The organism is Pseudomonas sp. TH43 (assembly GCF_016650635.1).
GTDB lineage: Bacteria > Pseudomonadota > Gammaproteobacteria > Pseudomonadales > Pseudomonadaceae > Aquipseudomonas.
In genome coordinates, this window is the sequence record NZ_JAEKFI010000004.1 from 1,015,988 (window position 1) to 1,029,956 (window position 13,969).

Annotated in this window: 11 protein-coding genes; 1 reads left to right on the plus strand and 10 read right to left on the minus strand. The window is 59.8% G+C overall.

All coding sequences use genetic code 11. The annotated features are described in order from the left end of the window. Positions 1–9: 9 nt before the first annotated feature. A complete protein-coding gene (locus tag JFT81_RS21020; RefSeq protein WP_201228773.1) occupies positions 10–1,293 on the minus strand; it encodes an aminotransferase class III-fold pyridoxal phosphate-dependent enzyme in 1,284 nt (427 codons plus the stop codon). Between the two features lie 169 nt (positions 1,294–1,462). Here JFT81_RS21020 and JFT81_RS21025 point away from each other — a divergent pair, with 169 nt between their 5' ends. Beyond that, positions 1,463–2,371, plus strand: a complete 909-nt coding sequence (locus JFT81_RS21025) for a LysR family transcriptional regulator (RefSeq protein WP_201228774.1) — start codon at positions 1,463–1,465, stop codon at positions 2,369–2,371. Positions 2,372–2,598: 227 nt separating this feature from the next. Here JFT81_RS21025 and JFT81_RS21030 read toward each other — a convergent pair whose 3' ends face one another. From JFT81_RS21030 to bioF, 9 genes are all read right to left on the minus strand, one after another. Further along, positions 2,599–4,377: an acyl-CoA dehydrogenase C-terminal domain-containing protein gene (locus tag JFT81_RS21030; protein ID WP_201228776.1), complete on the minus strand. Its 1,779-nt coding sequence runs from the start codon at positions 4,375–4,377 to the stop codon at positions 2,599–2,601. Positions 4,378–4,587: 210 nt separating this feature from the next. Next, positions 4,588–6,384 carry an acyl-CoA dehydrogenase C-terminal domain-containing protein gene (locus JFT81_RS21035; RefSeq protein WP_201228778.1) on the minus strand — a complete coding sequence of 599 codons (1,797 nt, stop codon included), beginning with the start codon at positions 6,382–6,384 and terminating at the stop codon, positions 4,588–4,590. A gap of 90 nt (positions 6,385–6,474) precedes the next feature. Then, positions 6,475–7,764 (minus strand): GGDEF domain-containing protein, encoded by a 1,290-nt coding sequence (locus JFT81_RS21040; protein WP_201148864.1) that lies wholly within the window; start codon positions 7,762–7,764, stop codon positions 6,475–6,477. Positions 7,765–7,955: 191 nt separating this feature from the next. Beyond that, entirely contained in the window at positions 7,956–9,761 is a 1,806-nt protein-coding gene (locus JFT81_RS21045; protein WP_201228780.1) for a phenylacyl-CoA dehydrogenase, read from the minus strand. 276 nt (positions 9,762–10,037) lie between these two features. Then, positions 10,038–10,334, minus strand: coding sequence for a pyrroloquinoline quinone biosynthesis protein PqqE (locus tag JFT81_RS21050; protein WP_201228782.1), 297 nt, complete (start codon positions 10,332–10,334; stop codon positions 10,038–10,040). 108 nt (positions 10,335–10,442) lie between these two features. Next, on the minus strand, positions 10,443–11,123 hold the full coding sequence (bioD, locus tag JFT81_RS21055) for a dethiobiotin synthase (RefSeq protein ID WP_201228784.1): 681 nt from the start codon (positions 11,121–11,123) through the stop codon (positions 10,443–10,445). Then, positions 11,120–11,932, minus strand: a complete 813-nt coding sequence (bioC, locus tag JFT81_RS21060) for a malonyl-ACP O-methyltransferase BioC (protein ID WP_201228786.1) — start codon at positions 11,930–11,932, stop codon at positions 11,120–11,122. Before bioC ends, bioD begins: the two co-directional genes overlap by 4 nt. Further along, entirely contained in the window at positions 11,925–12,656 is a 732-nt protein-coding gene (locus JFT81_RS21065; protein WP_201228788.1) for an alpha/beta fold hydrolase, read from the minus strand. The genes bioC and JFT81_RS21065 overlap by 8 nt, the downstream gene beginning before the upstream one ends. Further along, positions 12,649–13,827 carry an 8-amino-7-oxononanoate synthase gene (gene bioF, locus JFT81_RS21070; protein WP_201228790.1) on the minus strand — a complete coding sequence of 393 codons (1,179 nt, stop codon included), beginning with the start codon at positions 13,825–13,827 and terminating at the stop codon, positions 12,649–12,651. Before bioF ends, JFT81_RS21065 begins: the two co-directional genes overlap by 8 nt. Positions 13,828–13,969: the final 142 nt, after the last annotated feature.

A 13,969-nucleotide genomic window follows, 5' to 3' on the forward strand; every position in this document is an offset into this window, starting at 1 on the left:
AACTTCAGCTCAGACGGCAATCCCTTTGCGGCATTGCAGCTGCGCTGTTCGCACACGCGAGAAGGCGCGGGCCAGGCGCAGGAGCATTTCGTCGATATTGGTTTTGCTGACGGTGAGTGCCGGGGTGAAGCGCAGGCAATTGGCTTGCGGGGCGTTGAGCAGCAGGCCTTCGTGCAGGGCGGCATGGATCACCGCGTCGGCGGAATCGTCTGACAGAGTCAGCCCGTAGAACAGGCCTTGCCCGCGCAGTTCGCCGTGACCATAGCGATGCGCCAATCGGGCCAGGCCTTCGCGCAGATGCTGACCATTGTCGTTGACCTGTTCGAGAAAACTGCGGTCGTGCACGCTGTCGAGCACCACCAGACCGGCCGCCGTCATCAGCGCATTACCGTGATGGGTGCCGCCGAGTTCGCCGGCGTCGAAACAGCAGGCCTTGCCCCGCGCCAATAGCGCTGCCAGCGGCACACCGCCGCCAAGCCCTTTGCCGAGCACGACGATATCGGCGCGCACGCCGTAGGATTGCTCGGCGAGCAAGGTGCCGCAGCGGCCGATGCCGGTTTGTACTTCGTCGAGGATCAGCAGAATGCCCAACTCACGGCACAGACGTTCGACACCTTTGAGGTACAGCTCGGTGGCCGGCACGACCCCGGCATCGCTCTGGATCGGCTCAAGCATGATCGCCACGGTCTGCGCATCGACCGCCGCGTGCAGCGCCGGCAAGTCGTTGAACGGCACCAGATCGAAGCCGGGCAGCAGTGGCGCGAAACGGTTGTGCAGGTTGCAACTGTCCGACGCCGAAATCGTCGCCAGACTACGGCCATGACAGCCTTGCTTCGCAACAATGATCCGCGAGGCGCCACCGCGATGCAGTTGCCCCCATTTGCGCGCGAGTTTGATCGCCGCTTCACACGCTTCACTGCCGCTGTTGAGCAAATAGGCCTGATCGCTGGACGTACTGGCGCAGAGGCGCTCGGCAAGACTGAGCATGCCGCGATTGTGCAAATTGAAACCGGGATTGATCAGGGCCTGAGCCTGACTGGCGATGGCTTTGACCAGTGCCGAAGGACTGTGGCCAAGGCTGTTGGCGCCGCCAGCCTGAGAAAAGTCGAGGTACGCACGGTCGTTGCTGTCCCACAGCCAGGAACCCTGACCGCGAACGAAAACTTGCTGAGGCCGCTCGACGCTAGGCATTAGCCGCTCGGCGCTCAGGTTCTCGCTGAGGTCTGAAGGGCCAGCCTCGAACGCCAGATCATCAAGACTCGGCGCCTGACGCCGCAAACTGAACAGATTCATTGGAAAAAACCCCGTTCGAGGTTTTTTGAACTGCCTATGCAAACACTGTAGAAGCAAACGCTATTCATCGCGCTCTCTGGCCCTGTAAGCCTTGTGATTGCGGTTAGACTAGGCTCACTGACGGCTTCGGGCCATTTCGATTTACCAGCATTTTCGATAAGCATTACTTATGGATTTCAAACAACTGCGTTATTTCGTCGCGGTCTACGAAGAGGGCCATGTCGGCCGGGCCGCTGAACGCCTGTCAATCTCGCAACCGGCGTTGTCGCAGCAGATTCGCCAGCTCGAGCAAAACCTCGACGTGACGCTATTCGAGCGCAGCAGCAAACGCCTGCTGCCAACCCTCGCCGCGCATACGTTGTATAACCACGCCCTGCCCTTGCTTGACGGCTTGCAACGGGCGCGTGAGGCGTTAGGAAACTTCAAGGGTCAGGCGTTGCGCACTTTGGCGATTGGCGTGTTGCAGACGGTTCACACCAGTCTGGTGCCGCAAATGCTGGAGCGGGTGCGCAAGGCTCAGCCACACCTTGTGGTGCAAATCTATGAGTTGACCGGGCTGGAGATCGAACGGCGCTTGCTCAACGGCTCATTGGATATCGGCATCAGTTATCTACCGCCACGCCAGCCGGGCCTGCATGGCGTGATGCTCTACGAAGATGAACTGACGCTGGTCATCCCGGCGGATCATCCGTTGCGTGAATTCAAGAAGGTCTCGATGCGCCAGGCCGCCGAGTTGCCGATGTTGCTGTTGGGCGAAGAATTCCAGATCCGCCAGATCTGGCAGGCGCAATTGACCAGCCTCGGACGCCGCCCGCAGGTGCAGGCCGAACTGAACAATATGGTCGGGATTCTCGACAGTTTGCCGCATACCAAACTGGCGACAGTGTTGCCGGGGCGTTCGCAGAAGGAGTACGACGATCAGGATCTGCTGTGGAAACCGCTGAGCGAACCCCGCGTGCCGTTGAAAGTCGGGCTGGTGTGCCGCGATGTACAACGTCAGCAGGCGTCTTTGGCGCTGCTGCGCACATTGCTGGAAGAAGTGATGGAGCGTGAAGCGAAGCCGCCGACCTTGGGCTGAGCACTTTTCTTCAGGCAAAAGAAAACCCCGCCGAAGCGGGGCTTTGCAGACTGTTTCCCTGACATCCATTTCACTCCGCCACCCTGGCAGAATCCTACGTGTCCGTGTTGTTGCTTTGCGCTTCCTGCGCGACGTCCATGAAATGTAGATTAGCTCTGGATCCAATCCTCGCATAGGGGAGAACAGCAGCACGTGATGTAAGCAAATGCTTACATCACGTTACATCATCAGAATTGCGCCGCGTCCAACAGGAACAGCGACTCGCTCCCCGCCTTCACCGACGCGCTCAACGAGTGAATGCGCGGCAGCAGACGGGCGAAATAGAAGCGCGCAGTGCCGAGCTTGCTGGCATAGAAATCTTCCTGTGCTTCTTTGCCCAGCGCCGCTTTGGCCATCAATGCCCACATATAGGCATAAGCGGTGTAGCCGAACGCTTGCAGATATTCCACCGAGGCCGCGCCGATTTCATTCGGGTTGTTTTTTGCCCGGTCCAGCAACCACGAAGTCAGTTCATCGAGGGTGTCGACGGCATCGTTCAGCGGCTTGGTGAATTCGCCCAGATCAGCACTGGCGGTCGCGGTGAAGTGGCGGATCTCGTCAGCGAACAGCTTGTAGAACGCGCCGCCGCTGCCGACGATCTTGCGCCCGACCAGGTCCAGTGCCTGAATGCCGTTGGTGCCTTCGTAAATCTGCGTGATGCGCACGTCACGCACCAGTTGCTCTTGGCCCCACTCGCGGATGTAGCCGTGGCCGCCAAAAATCTGCTGGCCGTGCACGGTGGTTTCCAGACCCAGATCGGTGAGGAATGCCTTGGCCACAGGCGTCAGCAACGCGACCAGATCTTCCGCACGCTTACGGGTGGTCGCGTCTTCGCTGAACTTGGCGGTGTCGAGTTGCATCGCTACGTAGGTGGAGAACGCACGGCCACCTTCGTTCGAGGCTTTCATGGTCAGCAGCATGCGACGCACGTCCGGGTGGACGATGATCGGGTCAGCGACTTTGTCTTTGTTTTGCGCGCCGGTTGGCGAACGGCTTTGCAAACGGTCGCGGGCGTATTCAACGGCGTTCTGGTACGAACGCTCGCCGGTCGCCAGGCCTTGGATGCCGACGCCCAGACGCTCGTAGTTCATCATGGTGAACATCGCGTTGAGGCCTTTGTTCGGCTCGCCGACCAGATAACCCACGGCTTCGTCGAAGTTCATCACGCAGGTTGCGGACGCCTGAATGCCCATCTTGTGCTCGATCGAACCGCAGTTGGCCGGGTTGCGCGCGCCGAGGCTGCCGTCGGCATTGACCATGAACTTCGGCACCAGAAACAACGAGATGCCTTTCGGGCCCGCCGGTGCGTCCGGCAGTTTCGCCAGCACCAGGTGAATGATGTTTTCGGTGAGGTCGTGTTCGCCACCGGTGATGAAGATCTTGGTGCCGCTGACCTTGTAGGAACCGTCGGCCTGAGGCTCAGCCTTCGTACGAATAATCCCCAGGTCGGTACCGGCGTGCGGCTCGGTCAGGCACATCGAACCGGCCCAGACGCCGGCGTACATGTTCGGCAGGTAGGCGGCTTTCAGCTCTTCGCTGGCGTGGGCGTTGATCGACAGGCAGGCGCCGGCGGTCAACATCGGGTACAGACCGAAGGACAGGCTGGCGGAGTTGACCATCTCTTCGACCTGGGCCGACACGGCTTTGGGCATGCCCATGCCGCCGTACTGCGGATCGCCACCGACGCCAACCCAGCCGCCTTCGGCGTACGTCTGATAAGCCTGGGGGAATCCGGCCGGCGTGGTGACGGCACCGTCCGCCCAATGGCAACCTTCTTCGTCGGCGGCGCGGCTCAGCGGTGCGATGCTTTTGCTGGTGACCTTGCCGGCCTCTTCGAGAATGGCTTCAACAGTTTCGGCATCGACAGTCTCGGCCAGGGCCGGCAGTTCGGCCCAGAGCTTGGCGACTTCGAATACTTCATTGAGGACGAAGCGCATATCGCGCAGCGGCGCTTTGTAGTCAGCCATGGCAAACCTCGCAAGATCTAAACGGTGATTCGTGGAATGGTGTTTTCGTTGAGCCGGAGTGTACCCCAACAACTTTTGCGACACATAGGGTCAACCTGTGACTGATTTGTTATTTTTGGTCACCAGAAAAATCGCAGTCTGCGTCAACTCCTACAGATAAAACTCAATCCCCTGTAGGAGCTGCCGCAGGCTGCGATCTTTTGATCTTTCCTAAAGCGCAAAAAATTCGGCAGGCAACTTCATCAAGCAATCACTCCCCGCCTCAATCGCCGCCCGATGCGCAGCCGTACGCGGTAACAAGCGCTTGAAGTAGAACTCACAAGTCGCCAATTTGCCCCGCAGGTAATCCGCCTCTCCCTCACCCGCGTCCAGCTGCACCTGCGCCACCAACGCCATACGCAACCACAGATACCCGAGGATGATGTAACCGCTGTACATCAGGTAATCCACCGACGCCGCGCCGACTTCATCCGGGTTCTTCATCGCCGCCATGCCGACCTTCATGGTCAGGTCACCCCATTGCTGGTTCAACTCATTGAGTTGCGCAACAAAACTGCCCAATTGCGGATGCTCATGGTTGGCCGCGCAGAACTTGTGGACGATTTTGGTAAAGCCGCGCAGCAACTTGCCCTGACTGCCCAGCACTTTGCGCCCGAGCAGGTCCAGCGCCTGAATGCCGTTGGTGCCCTCATAAATCGGCGCAATCCGGCAATCGCGGACCAACTGCTCCATACCCCATTCACGAATGAAACCGTGGCCGCCAAACACCTGCATGCCGTGATTGGTCACTTCCAGGCCGGTGTCGGTCATGAACGCCTTGCAGATCGGCGTGAGGAACGCCAGCAAGTCTTCGGCTTCCTGTCGCGCCTCGGCATCGCTGCTCAGGTGCGCAACGTCGAGCATCTGCGCGGTGAAGTACGTCAGCGCGCGGTTGCCTTCGTTGAAGGCTTTCATGGTCAGCAACATGCGCCGCACGTCCGGGTGGACGATGATCGGGTCTGCTGCTTTGTCCGGGGCTTTGGCGCCGGTCAGTGAGCGCATCTGCAACCGGTCGTTGGCGTATTTGATCGCACCCTGGAAGCTCGCCTCGCCCAGACACAAGCCCTGCATGCCGGTGCCGAGTCGCGCGTGATTCATCATGGTGAACATGCAGTTGAGGCCCTTGTTCGGCTCGCCGATCAAGTAGCCCGTGGCGCCGTCAAAATTCAGCACGCAGGTGGCCGACGCCTTGATGCCCATTTTGTGCTCGATCGAGCCGCAGGAAACGCCGTTGCGCTGCCCTGCCTCACCTGCCGCATCCGGGAGAAATTTCGGCACGATAAACAGCGAAATCCCCTTGGTTCCGGCCGGCGCGTCCGGCAGCTTTGCCAGCACCAGATGGATGATGTTGTCGCTCATGTCGTGCTCACCGGCGGAGATGAAAATCTTGCTGCCGGTGACCGCGTAGCTGCCGTCAGCCTGAGGCGCGGCGCGGGTCTTGATGATGCCCAGATCGGTGCCGCAATGGACTTCGGTCAGGCACATGGTGCCGGTCCATTGGCCGGCGGTGAGTTTGTTCAGGTAGGTGTCTTTCTGCTCGGCGGTGCCGTGGGCATGGATCGCCGACATCGCGCCGTGGGTCAACCCCGGGTACATGCCCCAGGAAGTGTTGCTGGAGCCGACCATTTCACTGATCACCAGCCCCAGCGAACTCGGTAGCCCCTGACCGCCGTAAGCCGGATCCGCCGCCAGTCCGTGCCAGCCACCCTCGACATATTGTGCGAAGGCTTGCTTGAAGCCTGCAGGCGTTGTCACCACGCCATTGTCGAAATGGCAGCCCTCTTCGTCACCGCTGCGATTGAGCGGTGCGAGAACGTTCTCACAGAACTTCGCGCCTTCTTCGAGGATCGCGTTGATCATGTCCGGGCTGGCGTCGTGGGCGCCAAGGGCGGCGTAGTTGGCGTGGAAGTCGAAGACGTGGTCGATCAGAAAGCGCATGTCGCGCAGGGGAGCTTTGTACTCAGGCATGGTGGCTTCTCCGTCAGCAGATTTCCTCAACCTACTGCTGGCCACCACGCCCGACAATCATTGTGCAGACGCTGAATGCGCCGTCATCACTCAACCTGCGGCCGTGTCCATGCGCACCGCGCCACGACGGTTCTGCCCAAACGCGACGACGCAGTTTCGCCCTGCGCCTTTGGCGCTGTAGAGCGCCTCGTCAGCGGATTTCAGGACTTGCTCCGGGTTGCGCTGCTCAACGCGTTCGGCGACGCCGATACTCACCGTCACCGACACGCTCGAAGCACCGGAGCCGGCGCGACGCTGACGTCCTTGCTGATCGTCGTTCGGACGGTTCTCCTGATTGCGCAGTTGGATGTTGTAGGAGGCAATCGACTCGCGGATCACTTCCAGATGCGGCATGCATTCCTCAAGGGTTTTGCCTGCGAACACCAGGGCAAATTCCTCACCGCCATAGCGATACGCCCTACCGCCACCGCTGATTTTCGACAATTTGCTGGCGACCAGCCGCAATACCTGGTCTCCGACGTCGTGGCCGTGGGTATCGTTGAATTTCTTGAAGTGATCGACGTCGCTCATCGCCAGCACATAGTTACGGCCAAGGCGCTGCATGCGTTCGTTGAGCGCGCGACGGCCCGGCAGGCCGGTCAGTTCGTCGCGGAAGGCCATTTGGTAAGCCTCGTGCGCCACGGCGGCGGCAATCATCAGCATCACCTGGCTGCACATGATGTTCAGGGTGAACGGCAGGATGAAGGTTTTCGGCAGCATCCAGAACACCCCGAGCAACCCGACCAGTTGCGCCGCGTGCAGCGGACGCGGGTTGCGCCAGTATTGCCAGGCCAGCAAGAGGAAGGCCGAGAGGAAAACCGGATAAGACATCTGGATCAGGCTCATCCAGGCGCCGTGCAGCGCCGGCCAGCGGATCTCGGAAAGCCACATCAGCAACGCCTGGGGATAACTTTGTTCCAAGCCTAACGCCACGCTGCCGAACGCCAGCAATACGGCGAACCGCGCCACCATGTCCTGAAACAGGTGCGTGCGTTCCTGCCATGCAGCGAACAGACCGAACAACAACGGCAACAACAAGCAAACCAGATGGAAAACCACCGCGGCGTCTTCACGGACTTTGCCGTTGTCGCGGTAATAGTCGGTCTGGGTGTCGAGCAGGAAGTAGGCGATGTACACCGTGAGCATCAGGAACAGTTCGCGCTGGCGTCGGTAAACCGCGCAATAAGCACCGCCCAACAACAGCACCAAGGTCGGCAATACGTTGAACAGAGAAGTGAAGAACACGTTGAGGTCTTTGACGTACGCAGCCGCCAACCCCGCGAGTAACAACAGCAGTGAAGGTAAAAAATGACTGAAACGTACAGCGGAAGAACGCGGCAAGGGTAAAGCTCCGACCCGTCATATCAAAGAGATGGCATTGTGCCTGCAATGTGGTCAGTTAAGCACACACAATGTGATCCAGATCACACGCAATCTCTTTAACGGCAGAAAACCCGGGTTTCTGAGCAATCCACAAACAAAAAAACCGCTGCCCCGAAGGACAGCGGTTTTTCACAAGACCGCGTTAAGGCTTAATAGCCCAGTGCGAAGTCTTCTTCTTTCATGTCCATCAGGTTGTTGGCGCCCGACAGCATGGTGGCCACGTGAGTGCGGGTACGCGGCAGAATGCGCTGGAAGTAGAAGCGCGCGGTTTGCAGCTTGGCGGTGTAGAACGCCGCGTCGCCAGTGCCTTCTGCCAGCTTTTCGGCGGCCAGACGTGCCATGTCAGCCCAGAAGTAAGCCAGGCAGGCATAACCGGAGTACATCAGGTAGTCCACGGAGGCCGCGCCGACTTCTTCGCGATCTTTCATGGCAGCCATACCGACCTTCATGGTCAGCTCGCCCCATTCCTTGTTGATTGCAGCCAGCGGTGCAACGAATTCGGCAACGGCTTCGTTGCCTTCGTTGTTCTGGCAGAACTTGTGGACGATCTTGGTGAAGCCTTTCAGGGCCTCGCCTTGAGTCATCAGCACTTTACGGCCGAGCAAGTCGAGTGCCTGGATACCGGTGGTGCCTTCGTACAGCATCGAAATGCGGCTGTCGCGAACGTTCTGTTCCATGCCCCACTCGGCGATGAAGCCGTGGCCGCCGTAGATCTGCACGCCGTGGTTGGCGGATTCGAAACCGACTTCGGTCATGAACGCTTTGGCGATCGGCGTCATGAAGGCCAGCAGTGCGTCGGCTTTCTTCTTCTCTTCTTCATCGACGCCGTACTTGACGATGTCGACCTGTTTGGCGGTGAAGTACACCATCGCACGGTTGCCTTCGGCGAATGCCTTCATGGTCAACAGCATGCGGCGTACGTCTGGGTGAACGATGATCGGGTCAGCGGCTTTTTCCGGCGCTTTCGGGCCAGTCAGGGAGCGCATTTGCAGACGATCGCGAGCGTATTTCAGGCCGCCCTGGAAACCGATTTCGGCGTGGGCCAGACCTTGCAGCGCGGTACCCAGACGTGCGGTGTTCATGAAGGTGAACATGCAGTTCAGGCCTTTGTTGGCCGGGCCGATCAGGAAACCGGTAGCGCCGTCGAAGTTCATCACGCAAGTGGCGTTGCCGTGGATGCCCATCTTGTGTTCCAGCGAACCGCAGGTCACCGCGTTGCGTGCACCGACGGTGCCATCAGCATTGGGCATGAACTTCGGAACGATGAACAGCGAGATGCCTTTGGTGCCAGCCGGAGCGTCCGGCAGGCGGGCCAGTACGATGTGGACGATGTTGTCGGCCATGTCGTGTTCACCGGCCGAAATGAAGATCTTGGTGCCGGAGACTTTGTAGGAACCGTCGGCCTGAGGTTCGGCCTTGGTGCGCAGCATGCCCAGGTCGGTGCCGCAGTGCGGCTCGGTCAGGCACATGGTGCCGGTCCATTCACCGGAGACCAGTTTGGTCAGATAGGCTTCTTGCTGCTCTGGGGTGCCGTGCTCGGAGATGGTGTTCATCGCACCGTGCGACAGACCTGGGTACATGCCCCACGACCAGTTGGCTTCGCCAACCATTTCGCTGACGGCCAGACCCAACGACTCAGGCAGGCCTTGGCCGCCGTGCTCAACGTCGTGAGCGAGGCTTGGCCAGCCGCCTTCAACGAATTGCTTGTATGCCTCTTTGAAGCCCGTCGGGGTTTTCACGCCGGACTCGCTCCAGGTGCAACCTTCGAGGTCGCCCACGCGGTTCAGCGGTGCCAGTACCTGCTCACAAAACTTGGCGCCTTCTTCGAGAATGGCGTCAACCATGTCCGGAGTCGCGTCTGCGCAAGCCGGAAGGCTCTGATAGTGCGCTTCGTAGCCGAGCAACTCGTCACGAACGAAGCGAATATCACGCAAGGGGGCCTTGTAGTCAGGCATAGCGATAAACCTCTGCTGATGTAACCGGGAATGAACGACCGCGTTGATTTGTTGTGACGGTCAAACAGTTGTTTGAAACATACGTTTACGCCGAAATCTTGTCAAGCGTCGATCTTTTGCCGTTCGTCATCACACGTTTCAAACTCCGCGCACGACGCAACGCCATCGACTCGAACGAGCCACGGACGATAAAAAAAGATTAGTTGAGCGAGAAGGACTTACAACGAAAAACGCCGCGACAAGGCGCGGCGTCCGGCATGCGTGAAGCGTTGAAAATCAGGCGAACGTGTCGATGATCGTACCGAGCACTTCATCGGATGCCTTGGCGACTTTCGCGCCCAGCTCCACTTGGAACTTGCCTTGGGCCATATCGACCATATTGCTGGCCAGATCCGATTGCTGACTGCGATCCACGCCGCGCAGACGGTCAACCTGTACTTCGGAAGACTGACTGGTGACCGAACGCTCAATCGTGTTGTTGGCGATCTGGCTGGCAGCCTGATCGACGCGGTTCTGCCCGCTCTGGATAGAGCTCAGGCCTGCATAAAAAGCTGTGTTACCGGAAATTTCCATAACAGTTCTCATCCTTGGGAAGGATCAATTGCCGCTATTGAAGCAGAGGCGCCAGCAAAACACCCGTCAAAAACACTAATGGCACAGTGCCTGCTCATAGTCAAAAGCTTAGTCGAGCAAATCCAGTTGCAGGTGTTCGGCCACCGCCTCAGCACTTAATGCCTTGAGTTTCGGCACTCGGCCAAGGCAAGGCGCCGGGATTCGCTCAGCCAGCGTCGCGAGATTTTCCTCCAGCCGCGACGTCTTCGGATCGATGATATTCGCCACCCAGCCCGCCAGTTGCAGACCATCACGGGCAATCGCTTCAGCCGTCAGCAAGGCATGACTGATACAACCCAGCCGCACACCCACCACCAAAATCACCGGCAACTGCAGTGCAATCGCCAGATCCGACAAATTATCCTGATCCGCCAAGGGCACGCGCCAGCCACCCGCACCTTCAATCAAGGTGAAATCGGCATTCATCGCCAAAATCTCGCGCATCGGTGCCAGCAACGATTGTACCGTCAGCGCCACACCGGCCTCACGCGCTGCCAGATGCGGGGCGATAGCCGGCTCGAACGCCAGCGGATTGACCTGCTTGTAACTCAGCGGCAACGAACACTCGGCCAACAACGCCAACGCGTCGGCATTGCGCAAACCCTTGGGCGTGACTTCGCACCCCGAGGCGACCGGTTTGCCAGCCGCCGTGCTCAATCCGGCCGAACGCGCCGCATGCAGCAACCCCGCAGCAACGGTGGTCTTGCCGACATCGGTGTCGGTTCCAGTGATGAAATAGGCAGCGCTCATACGGGTTTCTCCAACACGGCGTAGACCACCTGATAAGTCGCCGGCAATCCCGACGCCTCGCGGAACTGCTCGTAAGCCTCGACCAGCCCGAGAATCCGCGCCCGCCCGGTCAAACCGCCCGGCCGTCCCGGATTCAGATTGTGCGCCCCCAGTGCCTTCAATTCATGAGTCAGGCTGCGCACATCCGGGTAATGCAGCACATGCGGCCGATTCTCCAGACTCAGCGCACGCAACCCACTGGCCGCACACAGCTGCTCATAACGAGCGAACTCGCGGAAGCGGTTGACGTGCACCAGGCCATCCACTTGCCGCCAGCTATCGCGCAACTCAAACAACGTCCCTACACAGAGACTAGCAAACGCGAAAATCCCACCGGGTTTCAGCACGCGAAACGCCTCGCTGAGCACCGCATCGAAATCCGCACACCACTGCACGGCGAGGCTGGAAAAAATCAGCTCGCAGGTCGAATCCTGCAACGGTAGCCGCTCCGCATCGCCAGCAATGAAATGCTGCGCCCCACCCAATGGGCGCGCGTGATTGAGCATGCCCTCGGCGATGTCCAGCGCCACACCGTGGCCCTCGGCGAAACGCGAGGCCAGCGCACGGGTGAAATAACCGGTGCCGCAGCCCATGTCCAGCCATCGTGACGGTACAAAATCGCTCGGCAGGCGTTGCAGCAATTGCCTACCAACATCACGTTGCAACTCGGCGACACTGTCGTAACTGGCCGCCGCACGGGAAAAGGAGGCCGCGACCTGACGCTTGTCAGGCAAGCCGCCAGGCAGCGCAACAAGAGACAAATCAGTCATCACCGCACTCATGTAAGAAAGCCTGGATTGCGCCCGCCACTCCATGGGGGTCTTCCATAAGAAACGCATGGCTGGCCTGTTCGATCAGACCAATTTCGATATCTGGCAACAACGCAAACAACGCCGCCGCCGCTTCCGCCGGCACCAGGCCATCCTGTCCGGCGAAAAGATGCAACTGCGGCCCGCGAAACCCTTGCAAAGCTTCGCGAGTATCCAGTTGCGCGAGCAACTCCAGCCCGGCCATCAACGTCTTCGGCGCAGCAATCGGCGCGCCGCCGAGCAGCAACCGCGACAAGCCGCGCGGGTCTTGAGCGCCTTGAGCACAGAGCAAAGAGAAACGTTTGAGAGTCGTGCGCGGGTCGGTCTGGCAACCGACGAGAAACGCGTCGAAGGTCTCTCCATGCATCGCGCTCGGCCATTGCTCATGCGCAACAAAAGACGGATTGCTCGCCAGCGTCAGCAACCCGCAGCAACGTTCGCCACGGCGCGCCGCCAATTCAGACGCGAGCATGCCGCCCAACGACCAACCGCCGAGCCATACATCTTGAGGAATTTGCTCATCGAGTTCATCGAGCCAGTCTTGCAGGTCACTGGAATCGAGCTCCGGCAACGGCTCGATTTCGACCTGCAGATGCTCATCGATCCCGTGCAACGCCGCCGCCAGGGGCTCCATCGGCGAAACACCGAGGCCCCAGCCGGGCAACAGAATCAGGCGATTACGCATGGCTTGGCTCCGACGACAGTTGGGCAAAGCAATCAGCCAGTCCTTCTAACAATAGCTGCACCTGCGCCTCGCTGTGGGCCGCGGTCAGGGTCACCCGTAGTCGGGCGCTGCCGGCGGGCACGGTGGGTGGACGAATCGCGGTGACCATCAAGCCGCGCTCGCGCAGCATCTGCGACAGCCGCACGGCGCGCCCGGCATCACCGATCATGATCGGCTGGATCGGCGTGACGCTGTCCATCAACTCCAGACCGATCTGCTCGGCACCGTGGCGGAACTGGCGGATCAGCGTTTGCAAATGCTCACGGCGCCAGTGTTCGCTGCGTAGCAGTTCAAGGCTTTTCAGTGTCGCGCACGCCAACGCCGGAGGTTGGCTGGTGGTGTAGATGTACGGGCGGGCAAACTGGATCAGGCTTTCGATCAACTCTTCACTGCCGGCGACAAATGCGCCAGCAGTGCCAAAGGCTTTGCCGAGGGTACCGACCAGTACCGGCACATCCTCCTGACTCAAACCGAAATGCTCGACGATTCCTCCTCCGTTCGCACCCAACGGGCCGAAACCATGGGCATCGTCGACCATCAGCCACGCGCCTTTGGCCTTGGCCTCACGGGCCAACGCCGGCAAATCGGCGAGGTCGCCGTCCATGCTGAACACGCCATCGGTGACCACCAGCGTATTGCCGGTGGCTTTCTCCAGACGCTTGGCCAGACTCTCGGCGTCGTTATGCAGATAGCGATTGAAACGCGCGCCTGACAACAGCCCCGCATCCAGCAACGAGGCGTGATTGAGCCGGTCTTCCAGCACGGTATCGCCCTGCCCGACCAGCGCCGTGACCGCGCCGAGATTGGCCATGTAACCGGTAGTGAACAACAGTGCACGCGGGCGACCGGTGAGATCGGCCAACGCTTCTTCCAAGGCGTGATGCGGGCCACTGTGGCCGATCACCAAATGCGACGCGCCACCGCCTACTCCCCAGCGCTCGGCACCGGCGCGCCAGGCTTCGATCACTTGCGGATGATTGGCCAGGCCGAGGTAATCGTTGTTGCAGAAAGCGAGCAGCGGTTTGCCATCGACCACCACTTCAGGCCCCTGCGGGGATTCAAGCAGCGGTCGCTGGCGATAAAGGTTTTCGGCACGACGGGCAGCAAGGCGTGCGGCGAGATCGAAAGACATGCAGGCCTCGACTTTCAAGTGACACAGGTCCCTGTGGGAGCGAGCCTGCTCGCGAAGAGGCCTTTACACCCAACATCAATGTCGACTGAGGCACCGCTTTCGCGAGCAGGCTCGCTCCTACAGGGGTTTTGCATTCCTTCAA